The 19,233-nt window shown below is 68.2% G+C and carries 14 protein-coding genes; 8 read left to right on the top strand and 6 right to left on the bottom strand.

Annotation, left to right across the window (positions count from 1 at the left end; translation table 11 throughout):
• Positions 1-71: 71 nt before the first annotated feature.
• The 3 genes from PMES_RS03170 to PMES_RS03160 all read left to right on the top strand — a co-directional run bounded on the left by PMES_RS03170 (position 72) and on the right by PMES_RS03160 (position 2,664).
• On the top strand, positions 72-737 hold the full coding sequence (locus tag PMES_RS03170) for a response regulator transcription factor (protein WP_159964068.1): 666 nt from the start codon (positions 72-74) through the stop codon (positions 735-737).
• Positions 734-2,110 (top strand): sensor histidine kinase, encoded by a 1,377-nt coding sequence (locus PMES_RS03165; protein WP_159964067.1) that lies wholly within the window; start codon positions 734-736, stop codon positions 2,108-2,110. The genes PMES_RS03170 and PMES_RS03165 overlap by 4 nt, the downstream gene beginning before the upstream one ends.
• Positions 2,111-2,481: 371 nt before the next feature.
• Positions 2,482-2,664, top strand: coding sequence for a hypothetical protein (locus tag PMES_RS03160; protein WP_159964066.1), 183 nt, complete (start codon positions 2,482-2,484; stop codon positions 2,662-2,664).
• Between the two features lie 812 nt (positions 2,665-3,476).
• Here the strand turns inward: PMES_RS03160 and PMES_RS03155 are convergent.
• Complete coding sequence (locus PMES_RS03155; RefSeq protein ID WP_159964065.1) at positions 3,477-5,783, bottom strand: adenosylcobalamin-dependent ribonucleoside-diphosphate reductase; 2,307 nt, start codon at positions 5,781-5,783, stop codon at positions 3,477-3,479.
• Between the two features lie 135 nt (positions 5,784-5,918).
• Here PMES_RS03155 and PMES_RS03150 point away from each other — a divergent pair, with 135 nt between their 5' ends.
• Entirely contained in the window at positions 5,919-6,350 is a 432-nt protein-coding gene (locus PMES_RS03150; protein WP_159964064.1) for a DUF1489 family protein, read from the top strand.
• On the opposite strand, the gene hisG is transcribed toward PMES_RS03150, so the two are convergent.
• From hisG to hisS, 3 genes are read right to left on the bottom strand one after another with little or no spacing between them, the layout of a single operon-like run.
• On the bottom strand, positions 6,347-7,060 hold the full coding sequence (gene hisG / locus PMES_RS03145; RefSeq protein ID WP_159964063.1) for an ATP phosphoribosyltransferase: 714 nt from the start codon (positions 7,058-7,060) through the stop codon (positions 6,347-6,349). The genes PMES_RS03150 and hisG overlap by 4 nt on opposite strands.
• Positions 7,057-8,145, bottom strand: coding sequence for an ATP phosphoribosyltransferase regulatory subunit (locus PMES_RS03140; protein ID WP_159964062.1), 1,089 nt, complete (start codon positions 8,143-8,145; stop codon positions 7,057-7,059). Before PMES_RS03140 ends, hisG begins: the two co-directional genes overlap by 4 nt.
• Positions 8,142-9,644, bottom strand: coding sequence for a histidine--tRNA ligase (gene hisS / locus PMES_RS03135; protein ID WP_159964061.1), 1,503 nt, complete (start codon positions 9,642-9,644; stop codon positions 8,142-8,144). Before hisS ends, PMES_RS03140 begins: the two co-directional genes overlap by 4 nt.
• 120 nt (positions 9,645-9,764) lie before the next feature.
• Here hisS and PMES_RS03130 point away from each other — a divergent pair, with 120 nt between their 5' ends.
• Complete coding sequence (locus PMES_RS03130) at positions 9,765-9,983, top strand: SlyX family protein (RefSeq protein ID WP_236549678.1); 219 nt, start codon at positions 9,765-9,767, stop codon at positions 9,981-9,983.
• 37 nt (positions 9,984-10,020) lie between these two features.
• On the opposite strand, the gene PMES_RS03125 is transcribed toward PMES_RS03130, so the two are convergent.
• The gene (locus PMES_RS03125) at positions 10,021-10,599 is read right to left on the bottom strand and encodes a hypothetical protein (RefSeq protein WP_159964060.1); all 579 of its coding nucleotides are present in this window, start codon (positions 10,597-10,599) and stop codon (positions 10,021-10,023) included.
• Complete coding sequence (dnaE, locus tag PMES_RS03120) at positions 10,599-14,159, bottom strand: DNA polymerase III subunit alpha (RefSeq protein WP_159964059.1); 3,561 nt, start codon at positions 14,157-14,159, stop codon at positions 10,599-10,601. The genes PMES_RS03125 and dnaE overlap by 1 nt, the downstream gene beginning before the upstream one ends.
• Positions 14,160-14,382: 223 nt before the next feature.
• Between dnaE and xdhA the strand changes: the two genes are divergently transcribed.
• The 3 genes from xdhA to xdhC are packed head-to-tail and all read left to right on the top strand — an operon-like array spanning position 14,383 to position 19,225.
• Positions 14,383-15,786, top strand: a complete 1,404-nt coding sequence (gene xdhA, locus PMES_RS03115) for a xanthine dehydrogenase small subunit (protein ID WP_159964058.1) — start codon at positions 14,383-14,385, stop codon at positions 15,784-15,786.
• Positions 15,783-18,269, top strand: coding sequence for a xanthine dehydrogenase molybdopterin binding subunit (locus PMES_RS03110; RefSeq protein ID WP_159964057.1), 2,487 nt, complete (start codon positions 15,783-15,785; stop codon positions 18,267-18,269). The genes xdhA and PMES_RS03110 overlap by 4 nt, the downstream gene beginning before the upstream one ends.
• A complete protein-coding gene (gene xdhC / locus PMES_RS03105) occupies positions 18,266-19,225 on the top strand; it encodes a xanthine dehydrogenase accessory protein XdhC (protein WP_159964056.1) in 960 nt (319 codons plus the stop codon). The genes PMES_RS03110 and xdhC overlap by 4 nt, the downstream gene beginning before the upstream one ends.
• Positions 19,226-19,233 lie beyond the last annotated feature (8 nt).

Genomic DNA, 19,233 nt, shown 5'->3' with positions numbered 1-19,233 from the left:
TACGGGGGCTTCACCTTGCCCCCGAACCCAAGCATCATGGCGCACCAACCTTGCACGAAGCTTGCAATGAAATGAGAATTGTCATCGTCGAGGATAACGAGGGGCTGGCGAACGCCATAGCCTACCGCCTGCGCGATCGCGGTCATTCGACCGATCTGCTGGCCGACGGTCGCGAGGCGGCTGCGCATCTGACGGCCGAGGGCGCCGATCTCGTGGTACTCGACATCAACCTGCCGAGCATGGATGGGATTGAAGTTCTGCGTGCCATGCGGGCGCGCGGCGATGGCACTCCGGTGTTGATGCTGACCGCGCGTGGCGACACCGCCGACCGGGTGCGCGGCCTCGATGCGGGCGCCGACGACTACCTCGTGAAGCCCTTCGAAATGGACGAGCTGGAGGCACGCATCCGTGCTCTCTCGCGGCGTCGCGACCTCGATTACGGAGTGACGGAGACCATCGGCCCCTTGCGCTTCGATCGCCAGGCAAGGACGCTCGGCACGACAGACGGCCCGCTCGATCTGCCCCGTCGCGAACTGGCGCTGTTCGAATGCCTGCTCGAGGGACGCGGGCGACTGGTGTCGAAGGCCCGGCTCACCGATCACGTCTATGGCGTCGGGGCCGATGTCGACGACACCGCGATAGAGCCGCATGTCTCGCGGCTGCGCCGCCGCCTTGCCCCGCATGGCGTGACGATCAAGACCGCGCGCGGTCTGGGCTACATGCTCGACCTCGCATGAGGCGTCCGGCTTCACTGCGCGTCCGACTGCTCGCCCTGACGCTGGTGCCGCTGGTACTCGTCGCGGTGGCGCTGGGGGTGTGGCGCTACTCCGTAGCGCAGTCCACCGCCGAGGAGATCTTCGACCGGTCACTGCTGGCCACGGCGTTGGCGATCTCGCGCGATGTCACGATCTCGGGCGGCGACGCGCTCACCCCGGCAACGCGCGACCTCCTCAACGATGTCTCGGGCGGCGAAGTGTTCTACCACGTTACCGGCCCCGACGGCGTCTATATCACCGGCTACGCCTACCCGCCTCGTGCCGAGGACGCGACCGAAGGACCGATCGTCTTTGGCAAAGGGAGCTACCGTGGCGAAGAGGTGCGGATCTTGCAGCTGGTCGAACGCAGCACGCTGGGCAACCTGACCGGAGAGTCGCGAATGACAGTCTGGCAGCGCACCGCCGAGCGTCATGCCTTCGCCCGGGCACAGGCGCTGCGTTCGCTCAGAACGATGGGGGCATTGCTCGTCGTGCTCGCGGGTCTGATGTGGTTCGGCGTGGCGCGCGGCCTGCGTCCACTCACTGACCTGGAAGCCGCGATCGCGCTGCGCTCGCCCGACGATCTGACCCCGATCCGGCGCGCGGTGCCGCCCGAAGTCGCCGGGATCGTCGCCACGCTGAACCGGTTGATCAGCCAGATGCGCGATAGCATTGCAGCGCATCAAGCCTTCGTCTCTGACGCGGCGCACCAGCTGCGCAACCCGGCCACCGCGACTTTGTCTCTGGCACAGACCGCACGGGATGCGGGCGAGCCCGCCGAACGCGACCAGCGGCTCGATGCGGTTGTCGAGGCCGCCCGCCGGTCGGTTCGGCTCACGGAACAGCTCCTGTCGCTCGAGAGGCTGCGCTACGCCACGCCTGAGAACGAGGTTCCGGAAATCGACCTCATTGTCGAGATCGAGGAAATCTGCGCGTTCGAGGGTGCCGCGGCGCTTGAAGCAGGGCTGGATTTCGAGCTGGCGGCAAGCGCGCCTGCATTGCCGGTCCGAATGGACCCAGTCCACGCGGGCGAAGCAGTCAAAAATCTTATCGACAATGCCCGTCGCCATGGCGGGCCAGGCCTACACTCGGTTCGGGTTGCGCTACTACGTGAATCAAACATGGCGGTGGTCCGCGTCATAGATGACGGCATCGGCCTGTCGCCCGATGACACGGATACGGCCTTGAAGCGCTTCGGCCAGATCGGGCCGTCGAGTGGCAGCGGCCTCGGGCTCTCGATCACGGAGGCTATCGCCAAACGCTATGGGGGACGTCTCGTCATCGAACCACGGGCGGAAGGTGCGAGCATCTCGATCCAGCTTCCGATTTCCCGCGCCGAAAGCGCCGCGCGTTGACCGTCAAAAGCACCCGCGCTGCGGCCGCCTTCGCAGCCGCAGCATGGACGCGCCTGTCGTGACCGGCCCAAACCGGCCGTTTATCAGGCCTTTGCAATGCTACGACGCAGACCGTCGAACCGGATATTCGCTGCACTCGCATGATAGCGTCGAGTCGGCGTGTTGGAGTGCCGGACTTTGCTGCTGCCCCCCACTAACGTCATGCTGAATAGCCCCGTGATTTCTGTTTCACGCCTCCCCACTCCGTCTTCATTCTCGACAACGCCGCAGCGTTCTGCTCGTCGGCTGCGCTTCTTGGCGGGCCGGCCGCCGAAGCACGCGCCCATCGTCTCATCGACGATGTGAGCCTTGCATCATCGCTCACCAGCCGGATGGAACGAGAGCTCAATGCTCTGGAAGATCTGCTTGGTCTGGAGAACGTCCAGGAGATGGACAGCGTAGAAGCCGAGCGCTTTGCACGCATCGATCCTTCTGATCCTGTCGTCGAAGAGATCTGCCTACGTCTCGATGGATTGCGGCAAGCTCGAGCGCAAACCGCAAACATGGCCGCCTGAGCCATCCTGGCGCATGCGTGCGCCAGCTTGACGTGTCGGCGTGCTGTCGCCATCAGACAAGGAGAACAATATGGCGCTCAATTCCACTGCACACGTAACGGGGATGGAAGAGCAGATGGCAGACCTGATTGGATGGCAGCGTCGGCTTCGAGGTGCGGTTTTCGAGGTCCGCGAAAATCTACCCCCCTCAATGCGCTTCGCCTTGGATCGCGCGTGCAAGGCGCCTCCGGAAAAGCTCATGACGCCCTCAGGATTGGAGGAGGCCAGCGAGGTATCGCCGCGTCTTCGGTCCCTGATCCGAGAGTTGGGAGAGGCTCCCACGCTGTGCCACACGGAGGAAGGTGACCCCTATACGATTGGTGGGACCGAGACCGGACGACGGGTCGAAATCTTGCTCGAATGCTCGACGAGTTCCTCCGCCAGGCGTGGCGCACCACCGATCTGCTTATGGCGCGGGCGGTGCTCGAAAATGCGCCATGTGGTTGCCGCCGCGGAGCCGTCGGCGTCAAAATGATCTGACTGGAAGCCACGGAGGTCATTCGCTCGATATGGCCAAAGATCGGCGAAAGCTGGCGTCGGAACCTGAAAGGGCCGCGGATCACCCGCGGCCCTTTTTTTGTGATTCTCGGGCTCGGAAGAGGCCGCTTGCTCCGGTCTTGGGTCCGTCCTACGTCTGTGGAGTAGCGATCTGGTGCCGACGCTCTCGCTTCACGTCGTGACTGCCAATGTGCGCTAATATCTTGTAAAATGTGCGCGAAGCTGTCCAAAAAGTGCAAACTTTGCTTGGCGACACACAAATGAACTTTCCCGGTTCAGCCGCATTTGGAGAAACCGCAAGACGCGCAGGTCATGCAGCCTTCGACCATCCGCATCTCGAAGCTGCCGCAGCTCGAACAGGTTCGTCCGCCTGCCGGCGCGCCTGTCGCCGTGGCGACGATCTGCGCCTGCGGGTCGGTCTTGAGGCCCATGCCCTCGCCGGCGAGAAAGCCGGTCGCGATCATGTGCTTCTCGATGACCCCGCCGATCGCCGCCAGGATCGAGGGAATATACTTGCCCTGGATCCAGGCGCCACCGCGCGGATCGAAGACGGCCTTGAGCTCCTCGACGACGAAGCTGACATCGCCGCCGCGGCGGAACACGGCGGAGATCATCCGCGTGAGCGCGACCGTCCAGGCGAAGTTCTCCATGTTCTTGGAATTGATGAAGACCTCGAAGGGACGGCGATGCCCCGCGACGACGAGATCGTTCACCGTGATGTAGAGCGCATGTTCGCTGCCGGGCCACTTGATCTTGTAGGTGCTGCCCTCGAGCTCGGAAGGGCGATCGAGCGGTTCGGTCATGTAGACCACGTCGCCATGCGGCTGCTGCGGCTCGGCATCGGTGTTCGCGACGATTTCGGGGGCGTCCTTGGCCTTCGGGCTCTCTTCGCTCACGCTCAGCACGCTGCCCGTGACGGCGTTGGGCCGGTAGGTGGTGCAGCCCTTGCAGCCCGTCTCGTAGGCTTGCATGTAGACTTCCTTGAAGGCGTCGAAATCGATGTCCTCGGGACAGTTGATGGTCTTGGAGATCGACGAGTCGACCCATTTCTGGGCCGCGGCCTGCATCTTGACGTGATCGGCGGGTGCCAGGGTCTGCGCGTTCACGAAATAGTCGGGCAGTTCGGCATCGCCGAACTTCTCACGCCACATCTGCACCGCGTAATCGACGACCTCCTCCTCGGTCCGGCTGCCATCCTTCTGCAGCACCTTGCGCTTGTAGGCATAGGCGAAGACGGGCTCGATCCCCGAACTGACATTGCCGGCATAGAGCGAGATGGTGCCCGTCGGCGCGACGCTGGTCAGAAGCGCGTTGCGAATGCCATGCTCGGCGATCGCCGCGCGCACATCCTCGTCCATCTGCATCATCGCGCCCGAGGCGAGGAACTTCTCGGCGTCGAAGAGCGGGAAGGCGCCCTTCTCCCTGGCCAGCTCCACCGAGGCGAGATAGGCGGCACGCGCGATCGCCTTCATCCAGGCCTCGGTGCGCGCGGCCGCGGCGTCCGAGCCGTAGCGCAGCCCGACCATCAGCAGCGCATCCGCGAGCCCCGTCACGCCCAGACCGATCCGGCGCTTGTTGCGCGCCTCCTCGGCCTGCGCCTCGAGGGGGAACCGGGACGCGTCGACGACATTGTCCATCATCCGCACCGCCGTCGCCACCAGCTCGCCCAGCGCCACCTCGTCGAGCCCCGCCCGCGGCCCGAACGGATCGCTGACCAGCCGCGCGAGGTTGATGCTGCCCAAGAGGCAGGCGCCATAGGGCGGCAGCGGCTGCTCGCCACAAGGATTGGTGGCCGCGATCGTCTCGCAATAGGCGAGGTTGTTCATCTTGTTGATCCGGTCGATGAAGATCACCCCCGGCTCGGCATAATCATAGGTCGCGCGCATGATCCGGTTCCACAGATCGCGGGCCTCGACCGTCTTCATGACCTTGCCGCCGAAGGTCAGCTCCCAGGTGCCATCGGCCTTGACCGCCTCCATGAACGGATCGGTGACCAGCACCGAGACGTTGAAGTTGCGCAGCCGCGCGGGATCGGACTTGGCGGCGATGAAATCCTCGATGTCGGGATGGTCACAGCGCATGGTGGCCATCATCGCGCCGCGCCGCGAGCCGGCGCTCATGATGGTGCGGCACATCGCGTCCCACACGTCCATGAAGGACAGGGGCCCGGAGGCATCCGCCGCGACGCCCTTCACATCCGCCCCGCGCGGCCGGATGGTCGAGAAGTCGTAGCCGATCCCGCCCCCCTGCTGCATCGTCAGGGCGGCCTCCTTGAGCATGTCGAAGATCCCGCCCATGCTGTCGGGGACCGTGCCCATGACGAAACAGTTGAACAGCGTCACTGCCCGCCCCGTCCCCGCGCCGGCGGTGATCCGGCCCGCCGGCAGGAAACGGAAATCCTCGAGCGCCTCGTAGAAACGGTTCTCCCAGAGCGCGTCATCGGCTTCCACGGAGGCGGTGGCGCGGGCGATCCGGCGCCAGCTATCCTCGACCGTCGCGTCATGGGCCTGACCCTCGGCATTCTTGAACCGGTATTTCATGTCCCATATCTGCTCGGCGATGGGTGCGGTGAATCGGGTCATTCCGGACGGTCCTTCGTTTCTGGGAGGACCCGAGGGATACCGCCGCAAGCCGCGATGGTCAATCTCGAACACTAGCTCTCGCATTGTCCCGATGCAAAATCACTATAGGTTGTGGCTCAACTGAAGGATCGCCATATGGCCGAACATGTTAACCTCCTCAAGCTCTGCGTCGGGGCCTCCAGCGTCGAGGAGCTGTCGCAATGGCAATCGTCGAGCCGCGGACGCGGTCCCGACGGCGCTCCGCGTCATGTCACGCGGATGTGGCCGAAGCGCGCCGAAGAAATCCTCGCCGGCGGCTCGCTCTACTGGGTGATCAAGGGGGTGATCCTGGCACGCCAGCGCATCGTGCGGCTCGACGATGTGGATCGGGGCGACGGGATCCGGCGCTGCGGCCTCGTTCTCGATCCCGAGATCTGCCGCACCGAGGCGGTGCAGCGGCGTGCCTTCCAAGGCTGGCGCTACCTCGCGCCGGAGGACGCGCCGGGCGATCTGCGCAAGGGGCACGCGCAGGAGCCCGACCTGCCCCCCGCGCTTGCCGCGGCCCTGGCCGAGATCGGTGTGCGCTAGGTCGCCCCCGCCGGACGCGCGACCCCGAGCCTGGAGAGCAGGGCCTTCATTGCCTCGCGCTGCGCGGCATCGGGCTGCGCGCGGCGCGAGCGGAAGAGGGTGGCCTGGCTCGCATGGACCGGCGGGCCCTCAAGAACGCGCAGGTGGTTCGCCCGCAACGTCTCCCCGGTCGACGTGATGTCGGCGATCGCTTCGGCGGTCTCGTTGCGCACCGTGCCTTCCGTCGCGCCCTGGCTGTCGACCAGCTGGTAATCGGCCACGCCGTGCCGGGTGAGATGCATCCGAACGAGGCGGTGATACTTGGTCGCGATGCGCAGGCGGAAGCCGTGGGCGGCGCGAAAATCGGCACAGACCGCGTCGAGATCGTCGAGCGTCTCGACATCCACCCAGAAGCGCGGGACCGCGATGACGAGATCGGCATGGCCGAAGCCCATCGGCGTGACCTCCTCCACGAGCGCATCCCAGGCCGGCAGCGTCTCGCGCACCAGATCGGAGCCCGTCACCCCAAGGTGGATACGTCCCTGGGCAAGTTCGCGCGGGATCTCGGAGGCGCTCAGCAGGACCAGTTCGATCCCCTCGATCCCCTCCACGGCACCCGAATATTCCCGCTCCGCGCCCGTGCGGCGCAGCGAGACGCCATGCGCGCCGAACCAGTCGAAGGTCTTTTCCATCAACCGTCCCTTGGACGGCACTCCAAGCTTCAGCGTCACGTCCTGCCCTCCGAAAGCTCGATGCACAGCCCCGGCCGGATCACGCCGCCCACGGCCGGAATGGCCGCCCCCTGCCCCAGGTGGCGGGTCAGGGCATCATAGCGCCCCCCGGTGGCCACGACCGGCAGATCGGGGCGTCCGGCCGCGTGGAAGCCGAAGACGAAGCCGCTGTAATATTCCATGCTGGCCCGGCCATAGCCGGCCTCGAAGAGCAGGCTTCGGGGCGCGATGCCGCGCCGCTCCAGCGCGTCGAGTCGCCGTTCGAGCGCATCGTTGGCCGGCGCGATCGACGGCAGGCCCGCCTCCATCGCGCGCAAGGCCGCGAGGGCCGCGTCGCTGGGCGCCGAGAGCGAGAGCAACCCATCGAGTAGCGTGACCTGCTCGGCGGCGAGCGGCGGCTCCTCGCGGTCGCGGCGCAGGCGTTCGAGGCGGGTCTCGACCTCCCCGCGTCCGCGCAACCCGATCTCGGGGCCGGCATCTTCCAGCGGGTCGGGCGCATCGAGCAGCGGACGCGGCGGCGGCGGGGCGCCGAAGCGCTCGACCAGGCGGCGGAACCGCTCCGGGCGCCAGATGTGACGCATCAGGGCCGCCTTGCGCCGATCGGACAGCCTCAATCCCTGCACCGCGGCGCTCAGGATCCCGATATCGCCCGTCACCACGTCGAGATCGAGCGTGCGAAGCTGCTCGGCGATCAGCGCGAAGACCTCCGCATCGGCGGCGGCCGGATCGGTCCGGTCGAAGATCTCGAACCCCGCCTGGAAATATTCCGCGGCGCGTTCGGCATCATGTTCCTGCCGGCGGAAAATCTCGCCGGCATAGGCGTAGCGGGCCGGCTCCGCCCCCTGCTCCATATGCATCAGCACCACGGGAACCGTGAAATCGGGACGCAGCATCCGCTCGCCGCGCAGCGGATCGCTGGTGGTGAAGGCCCGCGCCCTGATATCCTCGCCATACAGATCGAGCAGCGCGCCCGCGGGTTGCAGGATCGCGGTCTCGACCGGAACGGCCCCCGCTGCCACGAACCGATCGAGCAGCCGTGCCGCCTCGCGGCGCGCGGCCGCCTTCTCGCCCAAAGCGCCGGTCATTCGAGGCCCAGCCGGCCGGCGATCTGCGCGACCATCTCGCCGCGCGGGCATTCGAACTGTGCGGGCTGCGCCTTCCATTCCTCGACGCTGGCATTTTGGGCGATCTTCGCGCCAAGGGCCAGATCCTTGATCTGCACGATGCCGCGCGCTTGCTCCTCCGCCCCCTCGATGACCGCGATCGGCGCGGCGCGGCGGTCGGCATATTTGAGCTGGTTGCCGAAATTCTTCGGGTTGCCGAGATAGACTTCGGCGCGGATGCCGGCGGCGCGCAACTCGGAAGCCATGGCCTGGTAATCGGCCATCCTGTCGCGATCCATCACCGTGATCACCACCGGACCGGCCTCGGGCGCCACGTCCTCTCCCCGCGCCGACAGCGCGGCAAGCAGCCTGTCGACCCCGATCGACACGCCCGTGGCGGGCACTTCCTGCCCGGTGAACCGCTTGACCAGGTCATCATAGCGCCCCCCGCCGGCAACGCTGCCGAAATTGCGCGCCTGCCCGTCCTCCCCGGTGATCTCGAAGGTCAGCTCGGCCTCGAAGACGGGCCCGGTATAATAGCCCAGCCCGCGCACGACGGCCGGGTCGATCTCGGCCCGCTCCGGCCCGTAGCCCTGCGCGCGCAAAAGCCCGGCGATCGTCTCCAGCTCATCGATGCCGGCGCGGCCCGCCTCCGATGAACCGACCAGCTCGCGCAGCCGCGCCGTGGTCTCGGCCGCGTCGCCCCGGCGGGCCTCGACGAAGCCGATCACGATGTCGATCCGCGCCTCGTCGAGCCCGGCCCCCCGCGTCACGTCGCCGCTCTCGTCGCGCCGCCCCTCGCCCAGCAGGGCCCGCACGCCCGCGACCCCCAGGCGGTCGAGCTTGTCGATGGCGCGCAGGACGATGCCGCGCTCCGTTTCGAAACGCGACGGATCGGACGGGTCGAGCACGCCGGCCATCTCCATCACACCGTTGAGGACCTTGCGGTTGTTGATCTTGACCATGTAATCGCCGCGCGCGATCCCCACCGCCTCCAGCGTGTCGCACAGCATCGCACAGATCTCGGCATCGGCGGCGACGGAGGGCGCGCCGACCGTGTCGGCGTCGCATTGGTAGAACTGCCGGAACCGCCCCGGCCCGGGCTTCTCGTTGCGCCAGACCGGACCCATCGCGTAGCGCCGGTAGGGGCTGGGAAGATCCTGGCGGTACTGCGCGGCAACCCGCGCGAGCGGCGCGGTCAGGTCATAGCGCAGCGCCAGCCAGTCGGCCGCGTTGCCCGCATCGTCCTCCTGCCAGGCAAAGACGCCCTCGTTCGGCCGGTCCACGTCGGGCAGGAATTTTCCGAGCGTCTCGACCGTCTCAACCGCGCTCGTCTCGAGGGCATCGAAGCCGTAGCGGTGATAGACCTTGGCGATCGTCTCGAGCATGGCGCGGCGACGTGTGACCTCGGCGCCGAAATAGTCGCGAAATCCCTTGGGCGTCTGCGCCTTGGGGCGGGGCTGCTTCTTTGGCTTTGCCATGTCGATGTCCTGATCCGGGCGGTCGCGGGCGGGTCTAGCGGATGGCGCAACGCGGGGCAAGCTGCGCGCCGCGCCCCCGGCCCCGCTTGCAGCGCGCCGGCAAACTGCTATCTGCAGCCAATGACCGATGACACCCAAACCAGCATGAACGCGCTCGAGGAGCGGATCGCGCATCTCTCCCGCGCCAATGACGACCTGTCCGACATCGTGGCCGAGCAGCAGGACCGGATCGCGCGCATCGAGGCGCGGCTCGAGATGGTGATGCGCCGGGAGGCCGAGCGCGAGATGTCCGAAGGCGGCACGGCCCCGATCGCCGATCAGCGCCCCCCGCATTGGTGACGGCAAGGCGCCGGCGGCGCCCGCCCGATCCGGCGGCTCAGTGGCCCATGCCCTCCGCGACCACCCCGCCCTTGCCGAGCAGGATCTCGTAGGAAGAGCCCGTCCCGGTGAAGTCGCGGTAGGATGAGACGAAGACGATTTCCTGCGACAGCGCCTCGATCTGCGAGGCGGGGCACGGCGTGCCGGGACCGCCGCCGCAGATCCGCGCCCGCGCCGTCTCGTAGGCGGCATCGGCAGCCCCTTGCTGCGATGCGGCCAGGCCGGTCTTGTGCGTCTCGTGCACGAGCGGCGCGCCGAAGAGGATGAGCGCCGCCGTCACCTGCCGGGGACAGCCGTCGGAGAAGCCGGTCAGGTAATGGGTGCGCGGCGCGGTGCTGCCCGGCGCGGTGTCGTGAAGACGCCATCGCGGGCGCGCATCGGAAGGCGCGGCATCGACCGTCTTGCCCAGCGCCGCGCCCGAGACACCGCATGCCCTGCCGACCGTTCCGAATGGCAGGCGCGCGCCCTTGGCCACGTCGGGAGCGACGCCGCCGCCGATCCCCCCGCCTCCTGCCAAACCGCCGCAGGAAACGAGCAGGGCCCCGGACAAGAGGGCCGCGATGACCGTACCGCGCATCAGATATCCTCCACCGTCACCACGCCGCCGAGCGACTTGATCGCGCCCTTGATCTGCGGGTTCACCGCGAAATCGTCGCCCAAGGCCACCTCGACCTCGCCCGGCAGGTCGGGATCGAGCAGGCACAGGCTGATCGGACCGCGCGTGCGGATGCGCGCATCCTCGCGTGCACGGGCAAGGAGATCGGCAACGGCGGCCACGGCGGAGGCTTCCTCGAGGAAGATCCGCAAGCCCGAACTGCCCGCATCCGCCACGATCGCGTCCACGGGCGCCACCGAGCGGGCCAGCAGCTTGAGCTGCTCGCTCTCCATCGTGGCCTCGACGGTGACGACGACGTTCATCCCTGTCTCCAGGTGATCGCGCGCGGTCTCCAGCGTGTCCGAGAAGATGGTGATCTCGTAGAGCCCCGTCGGGTCGGAAAGCTGGGCAAAGGCGAAACGGTTGCCACGTGCCGACTTGCGCTCCTGGCGCCCCGATACGGACCCCGCGAGCTTGGCCAGCAGGGGACCGCGCTGCGCCTTGGCGGTGAGCTCTTCGAGGGTGATCACCTGCTTGCGGCGCAGGGGGACCATGTAATCGTCGAGCGGGTGGCCAGAGAGGTAGAAGCCGATCGCCTTGTGCTCCTCGATCAGGCGCTCGGCGGGCAGCCAGTCGGAGACCGGGCTGAGCCGCGGCTCGGGCAGGTCCTCGCCCGCCTCTCCGAAGAGCGAGACCTGGTTGCTGGCCTTCTGATCGTGGATCGCGGCGGAATAGGCCACGAGCGCGTCGAGGCTGTCGAAGACGCGCCGGCGGTTCCCATCGAGCGCATCGAAGGCGCCGGCGCGTGCCAGCATCTCCATCGGCCGCTTGCCGACCCGCTTGAGATCGGCCCGCCGCGCCAGGTCGAAGAGCGTCACGAAGGGCTTGTCCCCGCGGGCGCCGGTGATCAGGCGCATCGCCTCCATCCCGACATTCTTGAGCGCGCCCAGCCCGTAGACCACGCGGCCCGCATCGACGCTGAACGCGGCCTGGCTGCGGTTCACGCAAGGCGGCACGATCTCGATCGACAGGCCCCGGCGCACCTCCTCGGCATAGATGGCAAGCTTGTCGGTGAGGTGGATATCGCAGTTCATCACACCGGCCATGAACTCGACCGGATGGTTCGCCTTCAGCCAGGCCGTCTGGTAGCTGACCACGGCATAGGCGGCCGCGTGCGATTTGTTGAAGCCGTAATTGGCGAATTTCTCCAGCAGGTCGAAGACCTCGGTTGCCTTCTTCTTGTCGACGCCGTTTGCCTTGGCCCCCGCCTCGAACTTCGGCCGCTCGGCGTCCATCGCCTCCTTGATCTTCTTGCCCATCGCGCGGCGCAGCAAATCGGCGCCGCCGAGGCTGTAGCCGCCCATCACCTGGGCGATCTGCATCACCTGTTCCTGGTAGACGATGATGCCCTGTGTCTCGGCGAGAATGTGGTCGATCGTGGGATGGATCGAGGTGATCTCGCGCAGGCCGTTCTTGACCTCGCAATAGACGGGAATGTTCTCCATCGGGCCGGGACGATAGAGCGCCACCAGCGCGACGATATCCTCGATGCAGGTCGGCTTCATGCGCCTGAGCGCATCCATCATGCCCGAGCTTTCGACCTGGAACACCGCGACCGTCTTGGCGGCGGCATAAAGCTCGTAGGATTTCGCATCATCGAGCGGGATATGCCCGATATCGTTCTCCGCCCCCGGTGCCGGCTCGTAGATCTGCGTGCCGTCGGCAGCCTCGTGCAGGTTGCGCCCGCCAGGACCGAAGCTGCCGGAGGCATCCTTGCACATGATGAGGTCGATCGCGTTCTGGATCACCGTCAGCGTCTTGAGCCCGAGGAAGTCGAACTTCACGAGGCCTGCCTGCTCGACCCATTTCATGTTGAACTGGGTGGCCGGCATGTCCGAGCGCGGATCCTGGTAGAGCGGCACCAGCGCATCCAGCGGCCGGTCTCCGATCACCACGCCGGCGGCATGGGTGGAAGCGTTCCTGAGCAGCCCCTCGACCTGCTGGCCATAGGTCAGCAGCCGGTCCACGACCTCCTCGTTGCGCGCTTCCTCGCGCAGGCGCGGCTCGTCGATGAGCGCCTTCTGGATGCTGACCGGCTTGACGCCCTCGACGGGGATCATCTTGGACAGGCGGTCCACCTGCCCGTAAGGCATCTGCAGCACCCGGCCGATATCGCGCACCGCCGCCTTCGAGAGCAGCGCGCCGAAGGTGATGATCTGCCCGACTTTCTCGCGGCCGTATTTCTCCTGCACGTAGCGGATCACCTCCTCGCGGCGGTCCATGCAGAAGTCGATGTCGAAGTCGGGCATCGAGACCCGCTCGGGATTGAGGAAGCGCTCGAACAGGAGCGAGTAGCGCAGCGGGTCGAGATCGGTGATCGTCAGCGCGTAGGCCACGAGGCTGCCCGCACCCGAGCCGCGACCGGGGCCCACGGGAATGTCGTGATCCTTGGCCCATTTGATGAAATCGGCCACGATCAGGAAATAGCCCGGGAAGCCCATTCCCTCGATGATCCCCAGCTCGAACTCGAGCCGCGCCTCGTATTCGGCGACGGGTGCGGCATGGGGGATGACCTTGAGCCTTTCGGCGAGCCCTTCCTTGGCCTGGCGGCGCAGCTCGTCCACCTCGTCATCGGCGAATTTCGGAAGGATCGGATCGCGGCGCGCCACGGCGAAAGCGCAGCGACGGGCGATCTCGACGGTGTTCTCGATCGCCTCGGGCAGGTCGGCAAAGAGCGCGGCCATCTCGGCGGGGCTCTTGAAGTAGTGCTGCGCCGTCAGCCGGCGCCGCGGCGCGGATTGATCGACATAGGCCCCTTCGGCGATGCAGATCAGCGCGTCATGCGCCTCGTACATCTCGGCCTTCGGAAAATAGACATCGTTGGTCGCCACCAGGGGCAGCTCCATCGCGTAGGCCATCTCGACCTGCGCGCGCTCCGAGGCGCGCTCGGCCTCGGGAAGGGTGCCGCCCTCGCCGGGATGACGCTGCAACTCGACATAGAGCCGTGCGGGAAAGATCGCCGCCAGCCGCGTCAGCAGCGCCTCCGCCGCCGGCCGCTGCCCGGCCCGCAATGCCCGCCCCACCGGCCCGTCGGGCCCGCCGCTCAGGCAGATCAGCCCGGCGGCATTCGCGGCGAGATCGTCGAGCGTGACCTGCGGCAGCTCGGCGCCGTCCTTGCCCAGATAGAGCGCCGAGTTGAGCTTCATGAGGTTCTCGTATCCCTCCTCGCTCTGCGCCAGGAGCACGAGGGGCGCCGGCCGCTCGGCCTGTCCGCGTGCCGCCCCGCCGGAGAGCGCGCCGCGCTCGGTGCCGGCCGGTGCGAGCTGCAGGTCGATCTGGCAGCCGATGATCGGCTGCACCCCTTCGGCAAGCGCGCCGACCGAGAACTCGAGTGCCGCGAACATGTTGTTCGTATCGGTCACGGCGATGGCCGGCATGCCCATCGCAGCAGCCATGCCCGGCAGTTTCTTCAACCGGATCGCGCCCTCGAGCAGCGAGTATTCCGAATGCACGCGAAGATGGATGAATCTGGGATCGCTCATGCCCGAAGCTCTACCGCCCGGACCGGCCCCGCGAAAGCGCAAAACGCCATCGGCCTGCCGGGCCGGGGCGCGCGCGCATCGGCGCCGCCCATCATCTCGAAAGGCCTTGCCAAGCCGCCCGTCCGCGTCTTTCATGGTCCCCACACGCCCCGCCCCGGTCTACGCCGCATCGACCGGCCGCGGGCTTGAATGCAATACGGTATCGCGGCTGGTCCGACCTGACATGAACGTGACGTTTTCTCTGAACGGAGAGACCGTGCATGTGCCGGCGTCCCCGCCGGACCGCACCCTTCTTGCATGGCTGCGCGAGACACGCGGGCTGACCGGCACCAAGGAGGGCTGCAACGAGGGCGATTGCGGCTCCTGCACGGTGCTGGTGAGCGATGCCGAAGGTTGCCGCGCACTCAACGCCTGCATTCTTTTCCTGCCGCAGCTCGACGGCTGTGCCCTGCGCACGGTGGAGGGGATCGCCGGCCCCGACGGCACGCTGCATCCCGTTCAGGCCGAGATGATCGCCCATCACGGCGCGCAATGCGGTTTCTGCACGCCCGGCTTCGTGGTTTCGATGGCGCGGAGCCATCTCCTTGGCCGGCACGATCACGATGACATGCTCGCGGGGAACCTGTGCCGCTGCACCGGCTACGCACCGATCATCAGGGCGGCGGAGGCGGCGGCCTCGCAGCCGGTGCCCGCCTGGATGCAGGAGAGCCCTCCGGCCGCCGCGCCGGATGCGCCGGCCACGTCCGGGGCGAGCGGGGCATCCGGGGCCGCGCCCGTTCACCGGCCCACCGATCTCGACGCGTTCGCCGCGTGGTACGCCGATCATCCCGGCGCGACGCTCGTCGCCGGGGCGACCGATGTCGGCCTCTGGGTCACCAAGGGGCTGCGCGATCTGGGAGAGATGGTGTTCCTTGGCAAGATCGCGGCGCTGCGCGCGGTGCGCCAGGAGGAGGGACGGCTCTGGATCGGCGCCGGGACGCGCCTGTCGCGGCTGCGCGAGCTGATGGCCGACCGTCACCCGGCCTTCGCCGAGCTGATCCGGCGCTACGGCTCGGAGCAGGTGCGCGGCGCGGCGACCATCGGCGGCAACATCGCGAACGGCTCGCCGATCGCCGACGGCTCGCCGGCACTGATCGCGCTTGGCGCGACGCTGCACCTGCGGCGCGGCGCGGCGCGGCGGCAGATGCCGCTCGAGGCATTCTTCCTCGAATACGGACGGCAGGACCGCGCGCCCGGCGAGTTCGTCGAAGCCGTCAGCATTCCCGACCAGCCGGACGAGCTCAGCTGCTACAAGCTCTCCAAGCGCTTCGACCAGGACATCTCCGCCGTATGCGGCTGCTTCTCGATCGGGATCGAGGCGGGCATCGTGCGCAGGGCGCGCATCGCCTTCGGCGGCATGGCCGGCACCCCCAGGCGCGCCGCGACGCTCGAGGCGGCCCTGATCGGCAGGGCGCTCGACGAGGGGACGCTCGGCGCCTGCCGGGATTGGCTCGCCGAGGATTTCACCCCGCTGAGCGACATGCGCGCCTCGGCGGGATACAGGCTGGATGCCGCGGCCGGAATGTTGCGCCGCCTGGCGGCCGAGCGCGGCGGACGGGCCGTCTCCGTGCTCAAGGTCGCACCATGAGCACGGCGCGCGCCCTCCCCCACGAGGCTGCCCTTCTGCATGTCACGGGCGCCGCGCGCTATGTCGACGACATTCCCGTTCCCGCCGGCTGCCTGCATCTCGCCTTCGGCCTCTCGCCCGTGGCCCATGGAACGATCGAGGCGCTCGACCTGGCCGCGGTCCGCGCCGCGCCCGGTGCCGTGATGGTCATTACCCCCGAGATGCTCCCGCACGAGAACGATGTCTCGCCGTCGGCCCATGACGAGCCGCTTTTGGCCGAGCACATGGTTCACTACGTCGGGCAACCCCTCTTCGCGGTTCTCGCCGAAAGCCACGGCGCGGCGCGGCGCGCGGCGCGGCTGGGACGCTCCGAGATCACCGAGCGTCCCGCCCTGCTCGATCTCGACGCGGCAATCGCGGCGGATGCGCGCTTCGAGGAGGGTCCGCGCGTCTACACCAAGGGCGACGCGGCGGCGGCGCTGGCGGGCGCGCCGCACCGCGTGAGCGGCGTGATGGAGATCGGCGGCCAGGAGCATTTCTATCTCGAGGGACAGGCGGCCCTCGCCCTGCCCCTCGATAACGGCGACATGCTGATCCATTCCTCCTCGCAGCATCCCACCGAGATCCAGCACAAGGTCGCGGAGGCGCTGGGGATGCCGATGCATGCGGTCCGGGTCGAGGTGCGCCGCATGGGCGGCGGTTTCGGCGGCAAGGAATCACAAGGCAACGCGCTTGCGGTGGCCTGCGCCGTCGCGGCCCGGCTGAGCGGGCGCGCCTGCAAGATGCGCTACGACCGCGACGACGACATGATCATCACCGGCAAGCGCCATGACATGCGCATCGGCTACGATGTCGGCTTCGACGCGCTGGGCCGGATCGAGGGGCTGTCCTTCGTGCATCACCTGCGCTGCGGCTGGGCGCAGGATCTCTCCCTTCCGGTCGCGGACCGGGCGATGCTGCATGCCGACAACGCCTATCACCTGGAGCATGTGCGCATCGAAAGCCACAGGATGCGCACCAACACCCAGTCGGCCACCGCCTTTCGCGGCTTTGGCGGGCCGCAGGGGATGCTCGGGATCGAGCGGGTGATGGACGAGATCGCCCATGCGCTCGGCCGCGACCCGCTCGACGTGCGCCGTGCCAACTTCTACGCCGATGCCCCCGTCAACCGGATGCCCGCGCCGCAAGCCGAGCCCGAGGCGTCAGCCGCCCCCCCTCCGCCGCCCCCCTCCTCGCCGCCTCACGGCCACGCGGCCGAGCGCGACCTTGCCAGCCGGGGCGCGGCGGGTGCGCCGGAGGTGGAGCCGGGCGATGATCGCGAGGATGGCGGCAGGCCGGAGGACTCGGATGGAGCGCGGCGCGAGGGGGCCGGAACGCAGACCACGCCCTATCACATGCCCGTGACCGATTTCATGCTCAACCGCCTCTGCGCCGACCTGGCCGAACGCGCCGACTATCACGGGCGCCGGGCCCGGATCGCCCGGTGGAACGCCGACAATCCGCTCTTGCGGCGCGGGATCGCTCTCACCCCCGTGAAATTCGGCATCAGCTTCACGCTCACCCATCTCAACCAGGCCGGTGCGCTCGTGCATGTCTACCAGGACGGCTCGGTGCAGCTGAACCATGGGGGCACCGAGATGGGCCAGGGCCTCTTCACGAAAGTCGCGCAGATCGCCGCCGAGCGTTTCGGCATCGGCATGGAGGCGATCCGCGTCACCGCCACCGACACGGCCAAGGTGCCCAACACCTCCGCCACGGCCGCATCCTCGGGGACCGACCTGAACGGCATGGCTGTGCTGGCGGCCTGCGAGACGCTCTGCGGGCGCATCGCGGCGCTCCTGGCGCAGCTTCACGGCTGCCCGGCGGATGATGTGCGCTTCGCCGGCGGCGAGGTGATCGCCGGCAATGTGCGGCACAGCTTCGCCGAGGCGGTGCAGATCGCCTACCAGGCGCGCGTCAGCCTGTCGGCCACGGGCTTCTACAGCACACCGGGTATCGCCTGGGACCGGATCGCCGGCAAGGGCCGTCCCTTCTACTACTTCGCCTATGGCGCCGCCGTCAGCGAGGTGGTGATCGACACCCTGACCGGCGAGAACCGCATTCTGCGCTGCGACATCGTGCATGATGCCGGCGCCTCGCTGAACCCGGCCCTCGATATCGGGCAGATCGAGGGGGGGTATGTGCAAGGCGCGGGCTGGCTCACCACCGAGGAGCTCGTCTGGGACGACAAGGGCCGCCTGACGACGCATGCCCCCTCGACCTACAAGATACCCGCCTGCTCCGACAGGCCGCCGATCTTCAATGTCACGCTCTGGGACGAGCCCAATCCCGCGGCGACGATCCGTCGGTCCAAGGCGGTGGGCGAGCCGCCCCTGATGCTTGGCATCTCGGTCCTGATGGCCCTGTCGGATGCCGCCGCGAGCTGCGGTCCGCATTATCCGGCGCTCGATGCGCCCGCCACGCCGGAGCGGATTCGCGCGGCGGTGATGCGGGCACGCGGATGAGCTTTGATCCCGAGGCCCTGCGGGACGCCCTGACGGGGCGTTCGGCGGTCTGGCGCGTGGTCGTCGCGGCCACCGCGGGCTCGGTCCCGCGCGAGGTCGGCGCCTCGATGCTGGTCTGGGAGGGCGGGCAGTCCGGCACGATCGGCGGCGGCGCGCTCGAGCATGAGGCGGCGGCACGCGCGCCCCTCGCGGGGCCGTGGGAGCTGCGCCATGTGCCACTTGGTCCGGGGCTCGGCCAGTGCTGCGGCGGCGCGGTCACCCTCCTGACCGAACGCTGGGACATGGCCCGGCTGGCCGCTCTGGAGCCCGGGGCGGTCTTCCTGCGCGGGCCGGAGCCGGGCGCGCCGCCTCCGGCGATGCGCCGCCTGGCCGCGCTCGCCGCCCAAGGCACCCCGCCCGCGCCGCAACTGGCGGGCGGCTGGATGATGGAGCCTGTCAGCCCCGCCCGCCGGCCGGTCTGGCTACACGGCGCCGGGCATGTGGGGCGGGCGGTCTGCGCGCTGCTCGCGCCATTGCCGGGCATCGCCGTCACCTGGCTGGACACGGCGCGCGAACGTTTCCCCGACGAGGTTCCCCGCAGCGTCTCCTGCCGCCCCGTTCCCGAACCGGGCCGCGTGATCGGCCATGCCCCGCACGGCGCCGCCCATCTCGTCATGACCTATTCGCACGCGCTCGATCTCGAGATCTGCCACCAGCTCCTGCGCCACGAGTTCGCCTATGCCGGGCTGATCGGCTCGGCGACGAAGCGCGCCCGCTTCATCCGCCGCCTGCAGGCGCTCGGCCATCCGGCCGATCGGATCGCGCGGATAACGTGTCCCATCGGTGACCCTTCGCTCGGCAAGCATCCCCAGGCCATTGCGATCGGGGTCGCGGCCAGCCTACTGAAGGAGGACTGGAGCGGCCCTGTGCGGGCCGTGGAACGGATCGGAGTGGACCGGAGCGGCGCCGGCCTTTAAGGAACGGG

The sequence above is a fragment of the Profundibacterium mesophilum KAUST100406-0324 genome (genome assembly GCF_009835145.1).
In the GTDB taxonomy this organism is placed as follows: domain Bacteria; phylum Pseudomonadota; class Alphaproteobacteria; order Rhodobacterales; family Rhodobacteraceae; genus Profundibacterium; species Profundibacterium mesophilum.
This window is presented reverse-complemented; position numbering and strand designations above follow the sequence as displayed.

Bases quoted from the DNA above. Each gene is read 5' to 3' on its own strand.
- PMES_RS03155 (WP_159964065.1), bottom strand. From the start codon at position 5,783: ATGACCCGATTCACCGCACCCATCGCCGAGCAGATATGGGACATGAAA.
- xdhA (WP_159964058.1), top strand. From the start codon at position 14,383: ATGAACGTGACGTTTTCTCTGAACGGAGAGACCGTGCATGTGCCGGCG.
- xdhC (WP_159964056.1), top strand. From the start codon at position 18,266: ATGAGCTTTGATCCCGAGGCCCTGCGGGACGCCCTGACGGGGCGTTCG.
- PMES_RS03110 (WP_159964057.1), top strand. From the start codon at position 15,783: ATGAGCACGGCGCGCGCCCTCCCCCACGAGGCTGCCCTTCTGCATGTC.
- hisS (WP_159964061.1), bottom strand. From the start codon at position 9,644: ATGGCAAAGCCAAAGAAGCAGCCCCGCCCCAAGGCGCAGACGCCCAAG.
- PMES_RS03130 (WP_236549678.1), top strand. From the start codon at position 9,765: ATGACCGATGACACCCAAACCAGCATGAACGCGCTCGAGGAGCGGATC.
- PMES_RS03150 (WP_159964064.1), top strand. From the start codon at position 5,919: ATGGCCGAACATGTTAACCTCCTCAAGCTCTGCGTCGGGGCCTCCAGC.
- PMES_RS03170 (WP_159964068.1), top strand. From the start codon at position 72: ATGAGAATTGTCATCGTCGAGGATAACGAGGGGCTGGCGAACGCCATA.
- PMES_RS03165 (WP_159964067.1), top strand. From the start codon at position 734: ATGAGGCGTCCGGCTTCACTGCGCGTCCGACTGCTCGCCCTGACGCTG.
- PMES_RS03140 (WP_159964062.1), bottom strand. From the start codon at position 8,145: ATGACCGGCGCTTTGGGCGAGAAGGCGGCCGCGCGCCGCGAGGCGGCA.
- PMES_RS03125 (WP_159964060.1), bottom strand. From the start codon at position 10,599: ATGCGCGGTACGGTCATCGCGGCCCTCTTGTCCGGGGCCCTGCTCGTT.
- dnaE (WP_159964059.1), bottom strand. From the start codon at position 14,159: ATGAGCGATCCCAGATTCATCCATCTTCGCGTGCATTCGGAATACTCG.
- PMES_RS03160 (WP_159964066.1), top strand. From the start codon at position 2,482: ATGGAACGAGAGCTCAATGCTCTGGAAGATCTGCTTGGTCTGGAGAAC.